The 20,941-nt window shown below is 46.5% G+C and carries 20 protein-coding genes; 18 read left to right on the forward strand and 2 right to left on the reverse strand.

Annotation, left to right across the window (positions count from 1 at the left end; all coding sequences use genetic code 11):
- Positions 1-3: 3 nt before the first annotated feature.
- From D1Z90_RS11910 to sctU, 9 genes are all read left to right on the forward strand, one after another.
- Positions 4-456 (forward strand): hypothetical protein, encoded by a 453-nt coding sequence (locus D1Z90_RS11910; protein WP_119910988.1) that lies wholly within the window; start codon positions 4-6, stop codon positions 454-456.
- A 79-nt stretch (positions 457-535) separates the two neighbouring features.
- The gene (sctN, locus tag D1Z90_RS11915; protein WP_119910989.1) at positions 536-1,921 is read left to right on the forward strand and encodes a type III secretion system ATPase SctN; all 1,386 of its coding nucleotides are present in this window, start codon (positions 536-538) and stop codon (positions 1,919-1,921) included.
- Positions 1,918-2,394, forward strand: a complete 477-nt coding sequence (gene sctO / locus D1Z90_RS11920) for a type III secretion system stalk subunit SctO (RefSeq protein WP_119910990.1) — start codon at positions 1,918-1,920, stop codon at positions 2,392-2,394. The genes sctN and sctO overlap by 4 nt, the downstream gene beginning before the upstream one ends.
- Complete coding sequence (locus D1Z90_RS11925) at positions 2,391-4,031, forward strand: hypothetical protein (protein WP_119910991.1); 1,641 nt, start codon at positions 2,391-2,393, stop codon at positions 4,029-4,031. Before sctO ends, D1Z90_RS11925 begins: the two co-directional genes overlap by 4 nt.
- Positions 4,028-5,032: a type III secretion system cytoplasmic ring protein SctQ gene (sctQ, locus tag D1Z90_RS11930; RefSeq protein WP_119910992.1), complete on the forward strand. Its 1,005-nt coding sequence runs from the start codon at positions 4,028-4,030 to the stop codon at positions 5,030-5,032. Before D1Z90_RS11925 ends, sctQ begins: the two co-directional genes overlap by 4 nt.
- Before the next feature lie 4 nt (positions 5,033-5,036).
- Complete coding sequence (gene sctR, locus D1Z90_RS11935; protein WP_119910993.1) at positions 5,037-5,687, forward strand: type III secretion system export apparatus subunit SctR; 651 nt, start codon at positions 5,037-5,039, stop codon at positions 5,685-5,687.
- An 11-nt stretch (positions 5,688-5,698) separates the two neighbouring features.
- Positions 5,699-5,962, forward strand: a complete 264-nt coding sequence (gene sctS, locus D1Z90_RS11940) for a type III secretion system export apparatus subunit SctS (protein WP_119910994.1) — start codon at positions 5,699-5,701, stop codon at positions 5,960-5,962.
- Positions 5,959-6,759, forward strand: a complete 801-nt coding sequence (sctT, locus tag D1Z90_RS11945; protein ID WP_119910995.1) for a type III secretion system export apparatus subunit SctT — start codon at positions 5,959-5,961, stop codon at positions 6,757-6,759. Before sctS ends, sctT begins: the two co-directional genes overlap by 4 nt.
- 9 nt (positions 6,760-6,768) lie before the next feature.
- On the forward strand, positions 6,769-7,830 hold the full coding sequence (gene sctU, locus D1Z90_RS11950; protein ID WP_119910996.1) for a type III secretion system export apparatus subunit SctU: 1,062 nt from the start codon (positions 6,769-6,771) through the stop codon (positions 7,828-7,830).
- A gap of 76 nt (positions 7,831-7,906) precedes the next feature.
- Here sctU and D1Z90_RS11955 read toward each other — a convergent pair whose 3' ends face one another.
- Positions 7,907-9,745 carry a hypothetical protein gene (locus tag D1Z90_RS11955; protein WP_119910997.1) on the reverse strand — a complete coding sequence of 613 codons (1,839 nt, stop codon included), beginning with the start codon at positions 9,743-9,745 and terminating at the stop codon, positions 7,907-7,909.
- 198 nt (positions 9,746-9,943) lie between these two features.
- A complete protein-coding gene (locus D1Z90_RS21300) occupies positions 9,944-10,111 on the reverse strand; it encodes a hypothetical protein (RefSeq protein ID WP_158587118.1) in 168 nt (55 codons plus the stop codon).
- A 213-nt stretch (positions 10,112-10,324) separates the two neighbouring features.
- Here D1Z90_RS21300 and D1Z90_RS11965 point away from each other — a divergent pair, with 213 nt between their 5' ends.
- From D1Z90_RS11965 to hemG, 9 genes are all read left to right on the forward strand, one after another.
- Positions 10,325-12,025 (forward strand): Hsp70 family protein, encoded by a 1,701-nt coding sequence (locus D1Z90_RS11965; RefSeq protein WP_119910999.1) that lies wholly within the window; start codon positions 10,325-10,327, stop codon positions 12,023-12,025.
- A gap of 132 nt (positions 12,026-12,157) precedes the next feature.
- A complete protein-coding gene (locus D1Z90_RS11970; protein WP_119911000.1) occupies positions 12,158-13,477 on the forward strand; it encodes an RDD family protein in 1,320 nt (439 codons plus the stop codon).
- Positions 13,478-13,556: 79 nt separating this feature from the next.
- The gene (locus D1Z90_RS11975; RefSeq protein ID WP_119911010.1) at positions 13,557-14,468 is read left to right on the forward strand and encodes an AraC family transcriptional regulator; all 912 of its coding nucleotides are present in this window, start codon (positions 13,557-13,559) and stop codon (positions 14,466-14,468) included.
- A gap of 115 nt (positions 14,469-14,583) precedes the next feature.
- Entirely contained in the window at positions 14,584-15,345 is a 762-nt protein-coding gene (locus D1Z90_RS11980) for an MbnP family copper-binding protein (protein ID WP_119911001.1), read from the forward strand.
- The gene (locus tag D1Z90_RS11985; protein WP_119911002.1) at positions 15,314-16,408 is read left to right on the forward strand and encodes a cytochrome c peroxidase; all 1,095 of its coding nucleotides are present in this window, start codon (positions 15,314-15,316) and stop codon (positions 16,406-16,408) included. The genes D1Z90_RS11980 and D1Z90_RS11985 overlap by 32 nt, the downstream gene beginning before the upstream one ends.
- 225 nt (positions 16,409-16,633) lie before the next feature.
- Positions 16,634-17,950 (forward strand): Xaa-Pro dipeptidase, encoded by a 1,317-nt coding sequence (gene pepQ, locus D1Z90_RS11990; protein WP_119911003.1) that lies wholly within the window; start codon positions 16,634-16,636, stop codon positions 17,948-17,950.
- Positions 17,950-18,564, forward strand: a complete 615-nt coding sequence (locus D1Z90_RS11995; RefSeq protein WP_198419150.1) for a YigZ family protein — start codon at positions 17,950-17,952, stop codon at positions 18,562-18,564. The genes pepQ and D1Z90_RS11995 overlap by 1 nt, the downstream gene beginning before the upstream one ends.
- 58 nt (positions 18,565-18,622) lie before the next feature.
- A complete protein-coding gene (locus tag D1Z90_RS12000) occupies positions 18,623-20,080 on the forward strand; it encodes a TrkH family potassium uptake protein (RefSeq protein WP_119911004.1) in 1,458 nt (485 codons plus the stop codon).
- 17 nt (positions 20,081-20,097) lie between these two features.
- Positions 20,098-20,616, forward strand: a complete 519-nt coding sequence (gene hemG, locus D1Z90_RS12005) for a menaquinone-dependent protoporphyrinogen IX dehydrogenase (RefSeq protein WP_119911005.1) — start codon at positions 20,098-20,100, stop codon at positions 20,614-20,616.
- The last annotated feature ends 325 nt before the right edge of the window (positions 20,617-20,941 follow it).

Genomic DNA, 20,941 nt, shown 5'->3' on the forward strand with positions numbered 1-20,941 from the left:
GATATGCAAGATCCTGTGACCGACGCCTTGTTGCAACAGGGGTTGCAGCCCCAGCCTGAGACCTTAGGTCAATCTGATATCGTCTTGGGCATGGTGGTGGACTGGTACGGCAGTCGCATCACTTACAAGGTGGAGCAAAGTACTTTGATGATCATATGTTATGAACGCCTAAATCAAAAAAATAAAGGTTTAACAAATGGTTTCAGAGACTTAATGGGCCTGTTCCTATTTGTTAAAAGTGATGTGCCTGCCATTTCTCACCTGACGGGCAAGGTCGATGCTTTACCAGCCAGTGATAAAGCTGCGGGTTTAACTAATCAACAGCTACATCGCTTTTACCGCGATATATTGCAAGCTCCGTTAGCGCCAGACTTAGGACCCGATTGGTATCGTTGGCCGATTGCCTCGCTGATGACATTTCGTCAGCATTATCGCGCAATGAAAGCCAAAGCCTAAAAAAATACGCCTGTATCTAAAATTATTGTTGGTTGGCTTTTGCCATTATATAGATAAGCAATAATAGGGATATTTAGGCATGCAAGGCCTGTCAAAAGAAATAAACCAGACCCTTAACGGGATCACCCAAGACGCATTTGCGCAATACGACCAAATACAGCAACGTTTAGCCGATGCGATTTCGCAATGTCGGCCGTTGCGAGTTCGCGGTTGGGTCAGCCAAGTGTCGGGTACCATCATTCGAGCCATCGTCCCTGGCGTAAAAGTGGGAGAGCTGTGTCGTTTGGTTAACCCTGATGACGGTTCTTGCGTAATGGCTGAAGTGGTGGGTTTTGAAGAGCATGAGGCCTTGCTTACGCCGATGGGAGAAATGCTCGGCGTATCGAACAATACCGAAGTTATCCCTACCGGTAAACCTCATGAAGTAGAAGTGGGTGACCATTTGTTAGGCCAAGTATTAGATGGCCTTGGCGAACCCATGGATAAAACCGACTGGGACAGCGGCGCAAAAACCACGAGAGTGAGCGTTTATTCTGACGCTCCTAACGCCATGACCCGAAAACCTATCGACAAGCCCTTATCTCTGGGCGTTAAAGCCATTGATGGCATGCTAAGTTGTGGCGAAGGCCAGCGGTTGGGAATTTTTGCAGCTGCAGGCGGAGGTAAAAGTACCTTGCTTGCTATGCTGATCCGCAATGCCGACGTCGACGTGATTGTATTAGCCTTGATTGGTGAACGTGGCCGTGAGGTGCGAGAGTTTATCGAGCGTGACTTGGGTGAAGAAGGCCGTAAAAAAGCCGTGCTCGTGGTTGCGACATCTGACCGCCCAGCGATGGAGCGTGCCAAGTCCGCCTTGGTGGCCACTTCTATCGCGGAGTACTTTCGCGATCAGGGTAAAAAAGTGTTGCTGCTAATGGACTCGGTTACTCGTTATGCTAGGGCCTTGAGGGAAATAGGCTTGGCCGCAGGAGAGCCGCCGACTCGTCGCGGTTATCCGCCTTCGGTGTTTGCAGCGCTACCTCAGCTTATGGAGCGGGCCGGACAGTCTGACACCAGCTCGATCACTGCCTTATATACCGTATTGGTAGAAGGCGATGACATGACAGAGCCGGTAGCCGATGAAACCCGTTCTATTCTAGACGGCCACATTATCTTGTCTCGCGAACTTGCCGCAGGTGCCCATTACCCAGCCATTGATGTACTGCAAAGTGCCAGTCGTGTGATGAATGCATTTGTGTCTGATGGCCATCAAAAAGCAGCCATGCAATTGCGAGACAATTTGGCGAAATACAAAGAAGTTGAGTTACTTATCCGCATTGGTGAGTATCAAAAGGGCAATGATCCAGCCACCGATGCAGCGGTAGACAATATTGAACGCATTAATCAGTTTTTACGTCAGCATACTCACGATAGCGTGCCTTTTGAAGACAGCGCCCAGCAGCTACTTGCGATGTTCCCGTCATGATGTTGCAAAAACTCAAGGTCATTAAAGACCGCAAGCTCGAAAAAGCGCAACAAGAACTGCAGAGCGCTCAAGCTAAAATTTTAGCCAAGCGTGCTGCTGTAAAAGCAGCCAAAGCGGCTCTTGAACAGTACATAGTATGGCGTGAAAACAAAGAAGATGAGCTATATGCAAAGGCCTATGAAGAGTGCTTGTCTGCCAAAGGTATCGATGATTTACGTTATGAAATTGGCATGTTAAGAGGCAAAGACGCCACCTTAAATCGCAATATTTTAGACGCCGAACAACAAGTAGATTTGGCGATTGCAGCCAAGCAACAGTGTCAGCTTGCGGTTTCGCAAGCTCAAAAAGTACTCGAAAAATACATCACCCTTATTGAACAAGAACAGCAGAAACAAAAGCGCGAACAAGAGCGGGAAGAAGAACAAGCCCTTGACGAGCTCGTGACTGCTAACTTTGCTGGAGCCGCCCGATGAAGCAGCCTACTATAACCACTCATTTAGTGTCTGATCCCGCCCTTGCCGCCGCTGTTTCGAGTAAGTCTAATACTGCCGCACCCGCTAAAACGGGCCTCAACCAGGCGGCGTTATCGCAAGACATTCACGCTTTTCAGCAAACGTTATCTACTCCGTTGAACCCACAAGCACCGTCGATGGCAAAGCCGCAATACACGTCCCCGTTGCAAGCGCAAGATAAATCAAACCACGCCAACGAAATGATGGCAGGTCAGATGGCCGAGCCAATGTCTGCGCACAATGGGGGAAGAACGGCGGCTGAATGGATCGCGAACCAACCCAGTGCAGAGTTACTGGCGCCAGTATTAGCTAAAACGGGCTTAACCTTGCCGGATTCTCCTGCCCAGGTAACCGGTTTTATTAAACAACTGGATCAACTCAGTGCCAATCATCAAGTTAGCGGTAAAGACGTAGAACTATTATTGCAGCAAATGGGGTTAGTGATGGAAGTTGTCGCGCCAACCTCTTCGCCGTCAGCGCCATCATTACCGGCTTTTGAACCCATGGTGACTCAAGGTGCGGCTGTTACCCCGGAAGTTGTCAAAAACAGCACTGCTATGGGGCCTGTTTCTGCGACCGTCGACGCCATTAAGCAAGCCATGTTAGAGATGCCTCTGCCGCCTGAACTTAAAGCTGCGGTGGAGCAAATAAGCAATCATAGCCCTGTTCGCCCTGAACAATTGCAGCAGTTAACGCAAACAGTTCAACAGTTACCTGTTACCCCTGCGCAGCAGCATTTAGTGCAAAAATTGTTAAATGATTTTGTGCTGCCTTTGGCGCACATGCAATCGCCAGCGAGTCCTCAAGGTCAACCGCTAGCTAACGCGCAAGTTCCACTGCCAGCGAGTCCTCAAGATCAACCGCTAGCTAACGCGCAAGTTCCACTGCCAGCGAGTCCTCAAGGTCAACCGCTAGCTAACGCGCAAGTTCAATCGCCAATGAGTCCTCAAGGTCAACCGCTAGCTAACGCGCAAGTTCAATCGCCAGTGAGTCCTCAAGGTCAAGTCTCATTGCAACCAACGGCGGCGACCCCGACGGCTGAGATCGATATGGCCGTCAAAGCTCACCATAAACTAGAGCTTGGCAATGGCCCGACACCTGTCGCTGCTGCCTCGGCAAGCTTGCAAGAAAAGCCAGATTCACTAGAAGGGTTGTTATCTTCAAAGGCCATTTTACCGACGCCAGAAACCTTGCTTCAACAAGTGATGGCTCAGCCCAAAGCGCAAGGAGCAGGGCTACAACAGCTATCTGCAGAAATGATTGCCAACATTGATATTGCCAAAGCCAAAGCGGGCGAAGAAATGACAGTGAAGCTCGCGCACCCACAATTTGCGGGCTCAGAGGTGAACTTTAAGCTTGAGAATAACGTGTTTGTGCTGACTTTCACCGCCAAAGAGCCTGAACACGCCCAGCTAGCGCAATTAATACTGCCTGATCTTAAGCATTTACTGGAAGAAAAGTTTCCCCAATTTAAACACGACTTAACACTGCAGCAAGATGATGAACACGAGTCAGAGTGGGCGCAGCAGCAAGAGCAAGAGTCACAACAAGATGGCCAATCACCTGGGCCACAAGATAATGAGGATGAGTTAGCATGAGCCTAGCCCCAGCCGAATTTAATGAGTTAGAGCCAGCGCTAGCTAACTTTAATAATCAAGTCTTAACCCAAGATATCGCCTTGAGCTTAGCGGCTGAGATTGGCACCTTGAGTTTTTCCGGCTTAACCCAGCAAAGCCGTTTACCCAGCCAAGTGCTGGCGGTAAATTTAAACTTGGGTGAGCAAACGGGCCAGTGTTTTTTGGCGTTAGAAAATGCCAGCTTATTGCTGCAAGAGTATTTTGCTAACCTCGACCTCACCGCGCTGCCACATTTATTGATAGAAGCCGGTTTAGAAAAAGTCTTCGCGGGATTTCAGAGCGCAATAAAAGAGCAGTTTGGCCAATGGCTTGAATTGGTCAGCGCCGAAGTGGGCGCGGGTGAACAGTTTATAACCGCAAACCAGGCGTTGGTTAGCGTTAGCCTAAGCTTTGGCGAGTTAACCATGCCGCTGTGGCTGCAATTGGCCCCAGAACAAGTTGATGCGTTATTACGCAATTTTGGGCAAGTCAGCGCCAACAGTGACTTGGCCTTGAGCCTCAACACTGAACTGAGCTTTGGCCGCACACAGCTTAATCTAGCGGTTGTGCGTGAGCTAAGCCCTGGCGATGTCATCTTTTTTGACCAGTGTTACTACCAACAACAACAAGTGAAAATGAGCGTCGCCAAGCACCCAGCTTGGTTAGCCAAGCTTGAGCAACATCAAGTCACCATCATGCAACCTTGGAGTCAGGGAATGGACCAAATCAACGAGCAAGCAGAGCAACAAGAGCCACAGTTAGACTTAAATGAATTAGCGTTAGACATTGATTTCGCCATGGCACCGCAAAGCCTGCCTTTGTCAGAGGTGCAAGCGTTAGCGCCGGGTTACGTGTTTGACTTGCAGGCCGACCCAACGAACGCCATTCATATTAAAGTGAACGGCCGCACCTTAGGTTTAGGTGAGCTTGTCAGTATTGGCGGCAAGCTGGGCGTACGATTAACTTCACTGACTAAGGGTTAAGCCTGTGTTTGGTGCTGATTTAGATTACGTATCCCTGATCATCGCACTGGGCGCGTTAGCCTTGGTACCATTTGTGGCGGTGATGGCGACTTCGTTTATTAAAATTATTGTGGTGTTTTCACTGCTGCGAAATGCGCTCGGTATTCAGCAAATTCCTCCTAACATGGCGTTATATGGGGTTGCGTTGATCCTCACTTTTTACATCATGGCGCCGGTGGGTTATCAGGTGAAAGAGTTTGTTGACGCCAACCCGCAGATGATGGAGTCACCAGAACAATTTGGCGAGCTAATTGATGGCGGTTTAGCGCCGTATATTCAATTTTTGACCGACAATACTAAGCCCAGTGACCGTGATTTTTTTGTCGAGCAGGCACAATCTCTGTGGCCTGAGAAATACGCCAAGGAATTAAACGAAAGCAGCTTATTAGTATTGATGCCCGCGTTTACCGTGACCCAAATTACCGAAGCATTTGAAATTGGCTTTTTGATCTATTTGCCGTTTATCGTGATTGACCTCATCGTCTCCAATATATTGCTCGCTATGGGCATGATGATGGTATCGCCCATGACGATATCCTTGCCCTTTAAACTGCTACTGTTTGTATTATTAGACGGTTGGACCCGTCTAACTTACGGCTTGATTGCCAGTTACTAGAGGAGCTTACCATGTCTGATAATGAACTGATCCAACACGCTATCGACGCCATGATGCTGGTATTAGTGCTCTCTTTACCGCCCATTATTGCGGCTTCATTTGTAGGTACTTTGGTCAGCTTGATCCAAGCGTTAACCCAAGTACAAGAGCAAACCTTGTCGTTTGTGCTTAAGCTGGTGGCGGTCATCATCACGATTTTGATCACCACCCAATGGATGGGCACTGAGTTATTGCAGCTGGGTGACAACATCTTTAACGCTATTGCCCAACGATGAGCTTTCCGATTGAATTAGAAACCATAGAAAGCGTGGCACAAACCTACTCGCTAGGTCTGCCGCGCTTATTTGTGGTTTTTATGATCATGCCGGTTTTGAGCAAACGCTTTTTGGGTGGCGCGATGATCCGCAATTGTGCCTTAATGTCGATAGCGTTGTTTTTGTACCCTGTGACGGAAGGCTCTATTCCAAACGAACTGACTTTATCGAACTATTTCTCTATCTTTATTAAAGAAGTCGTACTCGGCGTGGTCATGGGTTACATCGCCACTGTGCCATTTTGGGTCGCCCAAGGCGTTGGCTTTTTTATTGATAACCAACGTGGCGCAGCCATGGCGAGTATGATGAACCCACTACTGGGTGAGCAAACGTCTCCTTTGGGTCTGTTTCTGTCGCAACTATTGGTCACTCTGTTTGTGATTAGCGGTGCGTTAATGGCGTTATTAGTGGTGCTGATTCAAAGCTACACTATTTGGCCCGTTGGCGTGTTATACCCTGAATTTATTGATGGCCTAGACACCTTTGCGCTGGCGCAGTTAGACCTCCTAATGGAGCTGATTGTGGTCTTGTCTGCGCCGGTTATTTTGGCCATGTTCTTGGCCGAATTTGCCCTTGCGTTGATCAGTCGCTTTGCGCCGCAGTTAAACGTATTTTTCTTAGCTATGCCGGTAAAAAGTGCCGTCGGCTTCTTTGTATTAGTGCTCTACATTCGTTATTTGGTTGACCACCTGAAGGATTTTATCGACAAGGTGCCAGAGCAAATCATCGACTTTATTCAAGCGCCACTGCTGTTCTAAGGTTGAGTCATGAGTGAAAAAACCGAAAAACCCACCCAGAAGAAACTGCGCGACGCCAAAGCCAAAGGCCAGGTTGCAAAAAGTAAAGAAATCGTGTCGTTAGCGACTTTGCTCGCGGTGTTTGCTTACTTTTGGTTATTTGGTCACGACATGCTTAAAGATGTCGCGGCTTTGTTTGACATTAGCACCTTGTATTACGAACGAGGCTTTGCCGAAGCGGCGAAAGAAATCATGATGGTCTTTGTCATTGCCATGATGGAGATGCTACTGCCGTTATTATTGTTAGTCTTTGTAGTCGCCATTGTCGCCAACCTGGCACAAAGTGGCCTTATCTTTAGTGCCGAGTCGATTAAGCCGGAGTTGAAAAAGATTAACCCTGCAGAAGGGGTTAAAAAGATATTTTCCATTAAGAACTTACTGGAATTTGTAAAGTCTGTTATCAAAATTGCCATGCTGGGCTACACCGCGTATTTCATCATAGAAAAAGAGCTTAACAATCTCATGTTCATTCCTTATTGCGGAGCAGGGTGTGCGTTAAGCATGTCGGCATCCATGGTGATGACCATGATCTTGTATTGCCTAGGGGTATTTGTATTTCTGGCCGCAGCCGATTACCTAATGGAAAAACACCAGCACATTAAGCAGCTCAAAATGAGCATGGACGAGATCAAGCGCGAATATAAAGAAACGGAAGGCAGCCCAGAGATTAAGGGTAAGCGGAAACAAATTCACCAAGAAATGATGAACGAGGAAATTGAAACCAACGTCAAAAATGCTGACGTCGTCGTCACCAACCCTACCCGTATCGCCGTGGCTATTCGTTATGACGGCACCGAAGCACCATTGCCTTGGGTGACCGCTAAGGGCGAGTTTATGATGGCGCAGAAAATTCGTAAATTGGCTGAAAAGCACAATGTGCCCATCGTGCGCCGCAAATACCTCGCTCGCGGCATGTTTGCCACGCTAGAGCCGGGGGAGTTTATTACCTCTGAGTTTATCGAGCCTGTAGCAGAAGTGCTGAAATGGCTGCGTGATGTAAATGAGCAGTATGACGATTTATATGATGATTAGCTTTAGGTTAAAGGGATGCGAGAGACTCTTTAGTTTATATGTACTAGCCCAGTCATATGACCGGGCTAAACCAGTTTTATATTGATTTAGATATTAAATCAGCTTTCAGTAGCCCACCTTTTGTTAATAATTTGGGTGAAAAATTCGGGTTTCTTCTTTGTTTGTAGGCAGCAAGTATTTTTTGCAGGCCGGAAGCTTCTAATAATGAAATATTAATTTCTGTATCCATATCTGCCGCATCGATAAAGTCATCAGAAAAGGCCGGTGCGACAATGAGTACTTGAGCTACTCTATGCCCATTCGCTTCACAACGTTTTACATAGGCTTTTACTTGTCGAGATGTAGAAGAGTATTTAGAAAACTCTCCGTTCTTAAAGGACTTAGCTTCACCAATGATTATGTCGTCATTCTCTAGAGAAATGATAATATCAGCCTTATCTTTAGCCGTGTTGATATCTTTCCTTAAATCTTCGTCGACAGTCATTTCGAGTTGCTCCAAGATGGAGCGCGTCGCTTCTTCAAATTTAACGCCGATATCTGCTTCCTTAATTTCTATACCTGCCGATTGAAGCCCTTGCAGATCCCTACAAGCTAGAAGATGATAATTTTCAATAAGCTTGTCATTAGCACTGGCAAAGCTATCTATAATTTGACTTCTGGGGTTCCCACGTCGTGGTAAGCTCATATCATTTCTTAAAGCTTTTATTTCGTCATTACTATATAGATATAAAATGTCTAAAGGGGTAATGCTGAGAGCTTTGAGCCTTTCCGGGTCTAATGTTTCTTTATTCTCAACTTCGAAGTCAGCACGAATTCTATCTTCTACTGACAGTGGAGGTGGTGATAAAGTTTCCAAGAGCTCTTTATAACCACTAACACTAAGTATATTAAACTCTTCTTCTTCTGAAGCTCTCAAGTGCTCAATCAAAACGTCAATACGATCTTGTAATCTAGTTCCAATTCTTGGTATTTCTAGATCCATATCTTCTATTAATTGTTTGATTCTATCTTTACGTTGGTTTTGTGTTGCATCCTCGGAGTGCAAATCTGTCATCAAAATGTTTCTTATCGATAAGCCTGAATGAGCAATAGTCGTTATTTTTTCTTGCCTTTCAATACCGCGGATTTTATAGCCATGATTTTTTAGAATATTTGAAAGATCTGCGTCTGAAAAGGACCGTAAAATGCGTAGCACATATTTATCGTGGAGCTCTTTTCCTAGTACATCGTGAAGCACTTCAATAACTTCATCTGCAATCATTACTTCAGAGCGCCTTCGGTTGATTAGTATTATGCCATTTTCTCTAAGGTATTCTAATGCGCTTTCAAGGCCTAACTCAGGGATTGGATCAACGGAATGCTCTAGTGCATATATTTCTTCTCTAGAAAGAGAGAGTCTTTCTGCTAAAACGTTCAAGATACTTCTTTCATCATCTGAAATTTTAGCTGTTCTATTTGCTTTTAAATCATTGTTAAAAGCAGTCGTCATACATTCAAGATAGATTTCTAGGCGGTTCAAACGTTCAAAGTCACTGGACTCATTCTGCCTAATATCTTCTATGAGGCCTAAACTAAGTTCGTTGATCTCTTTGTATTCTTTGGCATATAGGTTTTCTATCCAAGGGATAGTCGCTATACAGTTACCATCTCGAACAAGAATATTAACAAGTAAGGATGCTTGTGGGCCTCCTATTGCTAATTGCTCTTTAAGGTGCTGCTTAAAGAGAGGCTGAATAAGAGTAAAAAGTTGTGTTATTTCATTTCCTGACGCAGCTTTGAGTTGGCCATCTATCTTTTTGAGTTGTTTAGCTAAATCGGGATTGCCCTTAAGATCTTGGCACAACTTGTCTATGCAGTTAACAAATTTTGAGCGTTCGACTTGATTGGTGTGACTGAGAACCTGATTTAACTTCATAACAATAGCCTGCTGAAATATAGGGAACCTTAAGGAAATAGCTTCGTATATTCGGCTGGGGCGTTCATATTACCAGCTTTATTTTTGAAAACACGAAGCTACTAAGCGATTTAACACTCAATAAGTGATCATATTGTCATATATGAAGTCAGGATTCTGAGAGGATAAGCTGAAAATTTACTTTGATTAAAATGGATCCTACTTTTGTTGCACTAGCGCATCTGCTTGGGCTTTATCTAGGCCGTAGTTTTGCTCTAACCTTTGGTAGGCGAGGTTTTTGACCCTTTGATTAAAATCGTCATTGCGGATCAACTCAAGCATGTCTAAGACACCTTGCGGTGGTACGATAAATCGGGGTTCATTCATGGCGTTCTTCATAAGTTTTAGCTACATCTAAGCTGACTGATTTATCATATCCTGTTGTGGTCTAATCACCAAGTACTAGCGGCTGTATCGGTGTATTTCGAGCTGGCTAACACTCTTATGCCTCCGTCGACGTTTCTGCTTGCGTCTTGACAACCATTTGTTAAGTTTTGAATCACTTATACCCATGAGATTACCCACAAGGAAGCGACCGCCATGGCCATCATAGGCATTGACTTAGGTACCACGAACAGCGCCGCAGCAGTTTGGCAGCACGATAAATCCGTCTTAATTCCTAACCGCTATGGCGAATTTTTAACGCCTTCGGTCGTGGGCATTGACCAAGACGGTGAGTTGATAGTGGGCAAATATGCAAAGTCGCGTCAGCGACTCGACCCTGCCAGCTGCGCGTCTACTTTTAAGCGCTTTATCGCCAGCGATAACAAGGTCAAGCTGGGCCAATATAAATACAGCGCCATTGAGCTTTCCGCTATGGTGTTAAAAAGTATTAAGGAAGACGCCGAAAATTTCCTTGGTGAGCCAGTGAGTGAAGCCATCATTAGCGTGCCCGCGTACTTTAACGATATTCAGCGAAAAGCGACCAAAGCCGCCGCTGAAATGGTGGGGCTAAAGGTAGAACGTTTAATCAATGAGCCCACTGCAGCAGCATTAGCGTATGGTTTACACGAAAAACCGGAAGATGCGCAGTTTGTGATTTTAGATTTGGGTGGCGGCACCTTTGATGTGTCTTTGATGGAGTATTTCGACGGCGTATTAGAGGTGCACGCGTCTGCGGGGGATAACTACCTCGGCGGTGAGGATTTCTTGCAAACCATCGTCGACCTTTACCTCAGTTTACTTGGCACTCAAGAAGAGGCTCTGTCTCGACAACAAAAACGCACCTTATTAAATACGCTGGAAGCGGCTAAACATACTTTAAGTGAAGAACAAGCGGTGGAGATACCGGGGTTTTTGGCGGACGACGATCCTGCTATTACTATTACTCGTAAGCAGTTTGAGCAAGCTTGTCAGCCGCTGCTCAGTAAAGTGCAACACCCCATTGAGCGGGCGTTAAAAGACGCCGACATTATGCCCGACGACATTGACGATGTGATCTTAGTCGGCGGGGCAACACGCATGCAAATCCTGCGGTCTATGATTGCGCGTTTGTTCCAAAAAATGCCGGCCATGAACCTTGATCCTGATCTTACCATTGCGTTAGGCGCAGGCATTCAAGCAGGCCTTAAAGAAAAACACCAAGCCTTAGACGACGTGGTATTAACCGATGTGTGTCCTTATAGCTTAGGCACCAACATCATTAATCATCAAGATGAAAAAGGCGATATGGGCGATCTGTTTTCGCCAATCATTGAACGTAACTGCGTAGTGCCTATCAGTATGGAAAAGCGCTATCAAACTGCCAACAATAATCAAACCAAGGTGCAGATTGATATTTACCAAGGCGAAAGTCGGTTAGTAAAAAACAATATCAAGCTGGGGCAGGTAGAGGTTAAAGTGCCGAAAGGCCCGGCAGGCAAAGAAAGCGTAGATGTTCGTTTTAGCTACGACATGAATGGCTTATTGGAAGTGGATGTTACGGTGGCCAGTACCGAGCTAAAACAAAGTATTCAGGTGCAAAATGCCGAATTAGATCTGTCAGAGCAAGAGCTCAATGCCAGCAGTGAGCGTTTAGCTGCCCTGAAATTCCACCCTCGCGATCACGAAGTGAACAAAGAGCTTCTGGCTAAGGCTGAGCGTTTATATGAGTCAGCGTTAGAAGAAGAGCGTGATGAGTTAATGCGCTTAATGGGCTATTTTGAACAAGAGCTGGCGAGCCAATTGCCAAAACGAATAGAAAGGGCGCAGCAAGAGTTTTCTCGCCGATTGAGTGGCTTTGAGAAAAACAGCATTTTTTAGGGCGGCGCATTTGGGCTGAATGATGGAATTTTATTTAGCCAATCATTCAGTAAATACGACACGATAGCGCTAAGGCATGTCGTGGCTATTAGCAAATAGTATTCGAGCTCACAAGTAAGCAATGAGGGAAGCATGTCTGCTTGGCAAATTCTGGCCATAGAGCCAACCGATGATTTAAAAACGCTAAAAAAAACCTACGCAGTGGCATTGAAAAAGGCCAAGCCAGACGAAGACCCTGAGGGTTTTCAGGCAGTACATTCAGCTTATAAACAACTGTCTAAGCAATTAAAGCAACAGCGTAAAGCCAGTAAAGCTGCCTCACAACCGCAGCCCACTGATGCACCGCTTCATCCTCAAGAGTCAACAATCGGTCAAAGTCACGCTACTTCTCTCGGGCAGGTACTTGATGACGACGCCCAAGCGGAGTCTGAACGCTCGCTTCAGCCTCAGTCGCCAATAGAAATTGATATCGAAAAGTGTGACACGCAGCCTGACGAAGATATTAAGCCTGCGCAAGCTGTGATGATAGATATCGAAGCAGAGCCCGTAGCTGAAATGCCCGCCGAGCCAGAGCCTGTGAGGTTAGAGGTTACCCCTGAAGACGATATCGAGATTTATCAACCGACGGATCATGATGCCGGCGCTGAGCTACCCGATGTCGATGCATTAATCGCCCAAGCCCAAGCTGCGCTTGAACTCAACGACACGCAGCAAACTCGAGAAGTATTTGAGCAGATTTTTGAAATCAGTGGTTTATTAGGTTTTGGCGAAGGGCAAAAGTTAAGTCAGCAAGTCTTTGCCATTTGCTTGGCGCAATTGGCTGAGCACAAAGGCAAGGCGTATTGTTTACAAGGGCAGCTGGCAGGGCTGTTGTGCTACCACTTTAATTGGTTAAGTGAGCGACAAAGCTTAGAAACGCATTTTGAGTTGGCTGCCACCGACAAAATGCTGAGCGCATTTGATAAGCGTATTCGCGAAGCCGAGCAAGACGATAAATATTCAGCTATTGAACAGCGTTGGCAGCAACGGGCGCAGAAAAAAGCCGAGGAGGCGCAAGCAGCAGCTCAGCGCCGAGCGTCAGTATTTACCCGGTTGTTGGCGTTTATGATTGATATCACTCTGGTGGTTGTAGTGTGTATATTGCTTCACGCATTATTGGATTTGCTTGGCGTGAACTTTGGGATAGGTTATAGCTTGTCCGCTGCCTTAGGGTATTTTATTGGTTGCGAAATACAATGGGCACAAACTTTTGGCAAACGTTGGTTGAAAATGAAAGTGGTAGACGGCAACGGAAATCCGCCGAGTGCCCTGTTAGTGCTGTGGCGAACTGTGGCTTTATTCATTTCTTTTGGTTTGATTAAGTTGTTTTTCTTACATATGTATTTTTGGTTTAAGGGGCGCGCTTTGCATGACCCTATTAGCCGTACCGATGTGTGGAAAGAAACCCGTTAAATAGCAAGCTAGGGCACGCATTGCTTTTGCAAAAGCATTAAGCTGAGATTTGTTTCGCCTGTTTGACCCTGTAGACATTATGAAAACTGATTATCACCAGAAACTGATCCCTGTGATCCGCTACCTTGAGCAGCACGTTGAAGAAAATTTGAATTTGGCGGATGTCGCGCAAAAGGCGCACTTGTCTCCTTATCACTTTCATCGCATCTTTAAAGCCGTGACGGCAGAAACGCCGGCGGAGTTTTTACGCCGGCTCAAATTGGAACGGGCCGCCTCTCGGTTATTTCACGAAAAACAAGCCGTCACCAGCGTAGCGTTAGACTTTGGCTTTGCCAGTTCACAAAGTTTAGCCAAGGCATTTCGGCAATACTTCGGCGTGTCTCCCTCTGCGGTGCGTGATTGTCGAACGTTATGCGCATTTACTGATTTAATTAGAAACAGCAAGATAGGACACTTGCTACGCAATAACGGACACGCGGTGCGACAAGGGGAGATGTATTCTGACAGTGAAGTTAAACAAGCACTGCAAATAAAGGATGCAAATATGAACACGCAACAATTTGAGTCACGCCATATCGCTTATATTCGTGTTACTGGCGCTTACGGTAAAGATTACCAAGCGGCTTCTGAAAAGCTGTATGCCTGGGCTGGGCCGCAAGGTTTAGCACACGGTGAGTGCATTTTCATTTACCACGATAATCCTGAAATTACTCCGGCAGAAAAATGTCGTACCGACATCTGCATCACCGTACCAGAAGATACACAAGTGCCCGTTGGCATAGAAACTACGCGCATTCCTGCTGGTAAATACGTCACCATGCGTGAACACATCACCGACAAGCGGCAGTATCCGTTGAGTTGGCAAAAGTTGATGTCACAAGCTGTTAATGCAGGGATGGAATTTGATCAAAGACCTTGCTTTGAGTTGTATCACCAATACGATCCGGCAACTGGCCACGCGGATGTCAGCTTTTGTTCGGCAATAAAGTAACCTCGTAACCTTGAGGTGGTGTGCCTAAGCTGCGGCTTAGCGCATACTGTCTAGGCGACATTTGCTTTATAATAGAGTTTCATTGAGTTTGTTGCGCTAAGGATGGGCGGACATAATGAAATTCAACACACTTATTGTTTTTCGTCGAGCCTGTTTGGTGGCAGTACTGGCCACTTTAGGCTTAACTGCTTGCAGCGAAAAGCAAAGCATTACTATTCCCTTTCAAGTCAGCTTTCAAGGTCAAGCCGTAACGTGTTCTTCGGCTGAGCTAAAGGTGAATGCCATGACCTTTTTTGTTCATCAAATCGAATTGCAAAGCCAAGACGGCAATTGGCACCGCGCTGCGCTGAAAGCAAGCAGTCCCGATTGGCAAACAGGCGAAATTAGTCTGATGGATCTTGCCCCATGTAAAGCGCGCGAGCAGCGGGAAGGGTTAACTCAGCTTGAGGTTGAAGCGCCGGCCGGGGATTACCAAGCTTTAGCATTTACTGTCGGTATTCCTGAAGCGCTAAACCATTTGGATGCCAATGAAGCAGAAGGACCGCTGGGTTTTAGTAAAATGCACTGGCATTGGAGCGTGGGTTACAAGTTTGCTTACATGGACTTAGTTTGGCAGCAACAAACCGTGCGCCATCACTTGGGCAGCACCGCTTGTCGTGGTGACATTGGCGATGACATTGTTTGCCAACAAAAAAACCGCCCGACCATTCGCTTGGCTTTTCAACCGGGCCAAAGCGTGCAGCTGGAGTTACGCCAATTATTCAGTGAACTGCCTCACGCGCGCTGTTTTGGTAAACCGCAAGATAAAGGCTGTCCTGGGCTGTTTGCTTTATTAGGAATTGACGATGGCCAGCAAATGCTGTTTCGCGCCCGTTAAATGGGGCATATTAGCCTTGTTATCGGCCGCAGCGTTTACGGGCGGCTATTATTACCACCAGGTAACGGTTCTGCGCGACGCCGCCAAGTGGCAGTTAGGGCGACACTTATTCTATGAACCGCGCTTGTCGGCACGCCGCAACCTCTCTTGTGGCAGCTGCCATCAACAGGCGCTGGGATTTAGCGATGGTCGCCAGCACTCTGCCGGCACCCACGGCGATGTGGGGCGCAGAAATAGTGCGACCCTGGTGAATTTAGCTTCGCAGCACAGCTTTACCTGGGCTAACCCGCTGCAAACCGACTTGGCCTTTCAAGCGTTGATCCCGCTATTAGGTGAAGAGCCTATTGAGCTTGGTTTACAACCCATGTTGGCCGAGCGCCTTCAAGCCCTAAACAACGACGAAGTCTACCAAGATTTATTAGCGGAACTGGCTGAGCCGGCGCTTACACAAACCTTATTATTACAAGCTTTAGCACAGTTTCAATTAAGCTTGGTTTCTCATGGCACCGCATTTGACCGTTATATGGCAGGTGAAAAGCGAGCGCTGACGCTAAATCAGCAAGCGGGAAAAGCGTTGTTTTTCTCTGAGCGATTCCAGTGCAGCCAGTGCCACGGCGGTGACAGCTTTAATCTGCAACGAAAAACTACAACATTGCCTGAGCCAAGTCAGTTTCATAATACCGGATTATACAATGTGGCGGGCAGCTACCCTGAGCGCGACTTAGGTTTATACGAAGTTACCTTTAACCCCCAAGACAATGGTAAGTTTAAAACGCCGTCATTGAGAAATATTGTGCAAAGTGCGCCTTATATGCATGATGGCAGCATGGCCACTTTACGTCAGGTGATGGAGCATTATCGCCAAGGTGGCAGTCAAAACTTACAAGGCGTGGCAGGGGATGGTCGTGACCACCCCAATAAAAGCCATTTGGTACAAGGATTTGAAGCCAGTGAGCAAGAACTAGATCAGGTCATTAGCTTTTTAGACAGTTTGTCTGATCCCGACTTATTATATCACCCGCGATTTGCCAACCCTTGGTTGCCAAGAGCTGTTAACCCTTAGTTCGCGCCTCCTTTAACGCCTTGCGAGTTCGATGCTGCTTGGCCTTTGCGACTGGCTGTGTGGGCGGTGATTATTCGTTACCTTATTTGGTTAAGTGAGAAGAGATGAGACGCACTTCTGCTTTACGCTGTTTTCGCTTTACACTGATTTAATCGGACACCTTGCTTTTAGCTGCGTGTGTTAAGATAAATAAAACGGATTCAATCTTTTAGCTTGGGGAAAACGATGCAAAATTGGCAATCAGAGTTTACTCAGCACCTCACGTTATTGCAGCTACGTGTTGCTGAAATTCTCAAACTGGAATCACTCGATGCGTTATTGATTCATTCTGGGCAGCTTAAAAAAACGTTTTTGGACGACTTACATTATCCGTTTCAAGTTAACCCGCACTTTAAACACTTTATGCCTTTGGTGGCTTTGCCAAATTCTTGGATCTTATTAAACGGGGTAAACAAGCCCAAACTGGTGTTGTATCAGCCTGAGAACATCTGGCAGGCTACCCCCAAACTTGCTATTGAGGAGTGGCAACAGTGGTTTGAAGTGGATATGTTAACTCGTGCAGAGTTAGTGGGAGACGTCTTGCCTTACGATCGCGCTAACATGGCTTATATTGGTGAGAATATCGAAGTCGCCGATGCCCTCGGCATTGGTCATAAAAACCCAGAGCCGGTACTGCATTATTTGCATTACCATCGCGCCTATAAAACCGCATTTGAGTTAAGCTGCATTCGCCAAGCAAATAAAAAGGCGATTGCCGGGCACTTGGCTGCAAAGCAAAGCTTTAGCCAAGGCCAATCGGAGTTTGAAATCCAACAAGCCTTCTGCCGCGCCACTGGGCAAACCGAAAGTGACCTGCCGTATCCTAATATCGTGGCGGTCAATGAGCACGGGGCCATTTTACATTATGATCAGCAAAATCGAACGGCTGTACCGTGCCATTCAATGCTAATTGACGCCGGCGCTCAACATTTTGGCTATGCCGCAGATATCTCGCGTACTTACAGCACTGAATCGAGTCGCTTTAGCGAGTTAATAGACGCCATGGGTGTTTTACAACAGGGCTTGGTCGCACAAGTTCGCCCTGGTCTTAAGTTTGTTGATTTACACAATGAAATGCATTTACGCATTGCGTCGTTATTGCTGGAGTATCAGCTGGTGGCCGGTTCGTTAGAAAGCGTGATTGAGCAGGGCATTACGCAGACCTTTATGCCACATGGTCTCGGGCACCTACTCGGATTGCAAGTGCATGACGTGGGTGGCTTTATGCAAGATGACCGCGGTACGAACCTGACGCCTCCAGAAACATCGCCATATCTACGCTGTACTCGCGTATTGGAGTTAAACCAGGTGTTGACGATTGAGCCCGGATTGTATTTCATGCCGCAGTTGTTGAGTCAATTAAAGCAGCAGGCCGGTGGTAAACAGGTACATTGGTCATTAGTTGAAGCGCTACTACCTTATGGCGGCATTCGGATCGAAGATAATATTATTGTGCACGCCGCAAAAGCGGAGAACGTCACACGGGAGTTAGGTTTAAGTTAATGTTGCAACCTTATGATGTATTGGCTGCGCCAGTGGAATTCCAAGAAGAAATAAAGAAAAGCCGCTTTATCACCCAATTGCAACGCACTCAAGGGCGAGAATCAGCGCAAGCATTTGTTAATGAAGTAAAAGCAAGCCACCCCACCGCTCGGCATCATTGCTGGGCGTTTGTGGCGGCTGAGCCAATTAACAGCGTCGCGCTGGGTTTCAGTGATGACGGTGAGCCCAGTGGTACTGCTGGTAAGCCTATTTTGGCCGCCTTGCAAGGCAGCGGTATGGGGGAGATAACCGCGGTTGTGACGCGTTACTCTGGTGGCATTAAACTCGGAACTGGTGGTTTGGTGCGGGCTTATGGCGGCGGCGTACAACAAGCGTTAAAGCTGGCTACGAAGGTTCTGAAAACACCGCAGGCATTAGCCACTCTTGCATGCAACTACCAAGACATTAGTTTAGTGGAAAGTTTATTGGGGCAGGTGGATGGCAGTATCGTTAGCAGTGATTATGGCGTGAATGTGACCTTAACTCTGTCTTTTGATGCCCGACAAGCGGTAGACTTCAAAGCCCGACTATTTGACCGCAGCAACGGTGTGTTAGATTTAACCCTGCTGCCATAATTTATGGTTAAACGTAATTTACATCTTATGCAACAACAGTTAGTGGAATTCCCGTCTCATGCAATTTAGAGCGATACTACGGATAGTCGGTTTACTGGTCGCTTTGTTTAGTGTGACCATGCTTGCTCCAGCCTTAGTGGCGGTGATTTATAAAGATGGTGCTGGGCGGGATTTTGTCAGCGCGTTTGTGATTGCCATCTTGTCCGGCTTTTTTCTTTGGTTTCCTAACCGTAAATTCAAACATGAACTCAAAGCCAAAGACGGCTTTTTAATCGTTGTGTTGTTTTGGACCGTGCTAGGCAGCGTGGGGGCGTTACCCTTTTATATTAGTGATCAACCTAAGCTGAATCTGTCTGAGTCGGTGTTTGAATCATTTTCTGGTTTAACCACGACAGGGGCGACGGTGATCACCGGGTTAGACCACTTGCCTAAAGGGCTTTTGTTTTACCGGCAAATGTTACAATGGCTGGGCGGCATGGGAATCATCGTATTAGCGGTCGCAGTGCTGCCGGTACTGGGTATCGGTGGTATGCAGCTCTACCGAGCGGAAACGCCGGGGCCGGTAAAAGATTCCAAGATGACGCCGCGAATTGCCGAAACCGCAAAAGCGCTTTGGTACATTTACCTCTGTTTAACCATTGCTTGTATGATGGCGTATTGGTTGGCGGGCATGACGTTGTTTGATGCTATTTGTCATTCATTCTCTACCGTGGCTATTGGTGGTTTCTCAACCCATGATGCCAGTATTGGTTATTTTAATAGCCCCATCATTAACTTGATTACCGTGGTATTTTTGATTATTTCCGGCGTCAACTTCGCATTGCACTTTGCCGCTTTTGGCAACAATAGTGCTAATGTAAAGGTGTACTTGAAAGATCCTGAAGTGCGTGCGTTTATCGGCATTCAGTTAATCTTAACCGCGATCTGCTTTTCTGTATTGGTGGTGCATCAAACATACGACACGTTAGAGCAAAGTTTAGACCAAGCATTGTTCCAGGCGGTGTCCATTTCCACCACCGCGGGGTATACCACTACCAGCTTTTCCGACTGGCCGTTGTTCTTGCCAGTTCTTCTGGTTTTTTCATCCTTTATTGGTGGCTGTGCCGGCTCAACGGGGGGCGGCATGAAAGTCATACGTATTCTATTGCTTAACCTGCAAGGTTTTCGCGAGTTAAAGCGTTTGGTTCATCCGCGCGCCATCTATAAAATCAAACTGGGAAAAAAAGCGCTGCCAGACAAAGTGGTGGAAGCGGTGTGGGGATTCTTCTCTGCATACGCCCTCGTCTTTGTTATCTGTATGTTGGCGCTGATTGCCACAGGCATGGAAGAGCTTTCTGCTTTTTCCGCTGTGGTGGCGACCTTAAATAACCTGGGGCCAGGGCTTGGCGAAGTGTCGGTGCACTTTGGCGAAATCTCGGATGCCAGCAAATGGATATTAGTTTTGGCGATGCTGTTTGGCCGCCTTGAGATATTTACCTTATTAGTACTCTTTACCCCTGTGTACTGGAAAAGTTAGTGAGTTAAAGGAAAACCATGTCTAAAACCTTAATCTTGTATTCTAGTCGTGATGGTCAAACGCTAAAAATACTCCGTCATATGGAACCGTTATTGCAACAAGAATGCGAGTGGCTAGATGTAAAGCAAACCAAACAATTGGATCTTGATGGCTACAGCAAAGTATTAGTTGGGGCTTCGATTCGTTATGGCAATTTTGAGTCCAACTTAATTCCGTTGTTAAACCAACATAAAGAAGCATTGCAGCATAAACCAAATGCTATGTTTGTGGTGTGTTTAACCGCGCGTAAGCCTGAGAAAGCCAGCCCTGCGACAAACGCTTATATGAAAAAGTTTGATCGCTTGTGCCAATGGCACCCCAAAATGAAAGGCGTCTTCGCCGGAGCGTTGCAATATTCCAAGTACAACTGGTGGCAAACACTCATCATTCAATTGATCATGAAAATGACCGGGGGCAGTACAGACAAGAGTAAAGACCTCGAATTTACTGATTGGGATAAAGTAGAAGCTTTCGCGAAAGAGTTTGCCAGCTTATAAATGAACAACAATTACGCATTTTAGCCATGAAATGTGGCTTATCTGTGGATAACTTGAGTGTAACTTGTGGGGAGCAAATTAATTCAATTTAATTGCAAAAAAGCCCTTGCACGGAATCAGAATCTCCCTATAATGCGCCTCCGTTGTCACAGCAAAGCACATCAAGCGAAGCTTAATGAAAGCACTGTTTCAACAACGAATATCAACACAAAATGAAGTTTAAAATTTTTTAAAATTCAGTGTTGACATTCAAACCGGCTAGCGTAGAATGCGCAGCCCTGACGAGGCGAAACGCTTCAGTCAAATGTTCTTTAACAATTAGCAA

This window comes from Motilimonas pumila (assembly GCF_003596335.1).
GTDB lineage: Bacteria > Pseudomonadota > Gammaproteobacteria > Enterobacterales > CBDFNC01 > Motilimonas > Motilimonas pumila.

Excerpts from the sequence above, each read along its gene's own strand:
- D1Z90_RS11980 (WP_119911001.1), top strand. The coding sequence starts at position 14,584 with ATGAAATTCAACACACTTATTGTTTTTCGTCGAGCCTGTTTGGTGGCA.
- D1Z90_RS11955 (WP_119910997.1), bottom strand. The coding sequence starts at position 9,745 with ATGAAGTTAAATCAGGTTCTCAGTCACACCAATCAAGTCGAACGCTCA.
- sctT (WP_119910995.1), top strand. The coding sequence starts at position 5,959 with ATGAGCTTTCCGATTGAATTAGAAACCATAGAAAGCGTGGCACAAACC.
- D1Z90_RS11985 (WP_119911002.1), top strand. The coding sequence starts at position 15,314 with ATGGCCAGCAAATGCTGTTTCGCGCCCGTTAAATGGGGCATATTAGCC.
- D1Z90_RS11965 (WP_119910999.1), top strand. The coding sequence starts at position 10,325 with ATGGCCATCATAGGCATTGACTTAGGTACCACGAACAGCGCCGCAGCA.
- pepQ (WP_119911003.1), top strand. The coding sequence starts at position 16,634 with ATGCAAAATTGGCAATCAGAGTTTACTCAGCACCTCACGTTATTGCAG.
- hemG (WP_119911005.1), top strand. The coding sequence starts at position 20,098 with ATGTCTAAAACCTTAATCTTGTATTCTAGTCGTGATGGTCAAACGCTA.
- sctN (WP_119910989.1), top strand. The coding sequence starts at position 536 with ATGCAAGGCCTGTCAAAAGAAATAAACCAGACCCTTAACGGGATCACC.
- sctU (WP_119910996.1), top strand. The coding sequence starts at position 6,769 with ATGAGTGAAAAAACCGAAAAACCCACCCAGAAGAAACTGCGCGACGCC.
- D1Z90_RS11970 (WP_119911000.1), top strand. The coding sequence starts at position 12,158 with ATGTCTGCTTGGCAAATTCTGGCCATAGAGCCAACCGATGATTTAAAA.
- D1Z90_RS11975 (WP_119911010.1), top strand. The coding sequence starts at position 13,557 with ATGAAAACTGATTATCACCAGAAACTGATCCCTGTGATCCGCTACCTT.
- D1Z90_RS11995 (WP_198419150.1), top strand. The coding sequence starts at position 17,950 with ATGTTGCAACCTTATGATGTATTGGCTGCGCCAGTGGAATTCCAAGAA.
- sctO (WP_119910990.1), top strand. The coding sequence starts at position 1,918 with ATGATGTTGCAAAAACTCAAGGTCATTAAAGACCGCAAGCTCGAAAAA.
- sctQ (WP_119910992.1), top strand. The coding sequence starts at position 4,028 with ATGAGCCTAGCCCCAGCCGAATTTAATGAGTTAGAGCCAGCGCTAGCT.
- D1Z90_RS12000 (WP_119911004.1), top strand. The coding sequence starts at position 18,623 with ATGCAATTTAGAGCGATACTACGGATAGTCGGTTTACTGGTCGCTTTG.
- D1Z90_RS11910 (WP_119910988.1), top strand. The coding sequence starts at position 4 with ATGCAAGATCCTGTGACCGACGCCTTGTTGCAACAGGGGTTGCAGCCC.
- D1Z90_RS11925 (WP_119910991.1), top strand. The coding sequence starts at position 2,391 with ATGAAGCAGCCTACTATAACCACTCATTTAGTGTCTGATCCCGCCCTT.
- D1Z90_RS21300 (WP_158587118.1), bottom strand. The coding sequence starts at position 10,111 with ATGAATGAACCCCGATTTATCGTACCACCGCAAGGTGTCTTAGACATG.
- sctS (WP_119910994.1), top strand. The coding sequence starts at position 5,699 with ATGTCTGATAATGAACTGATCCAACACGCTATCGACGCCATGATGCTG.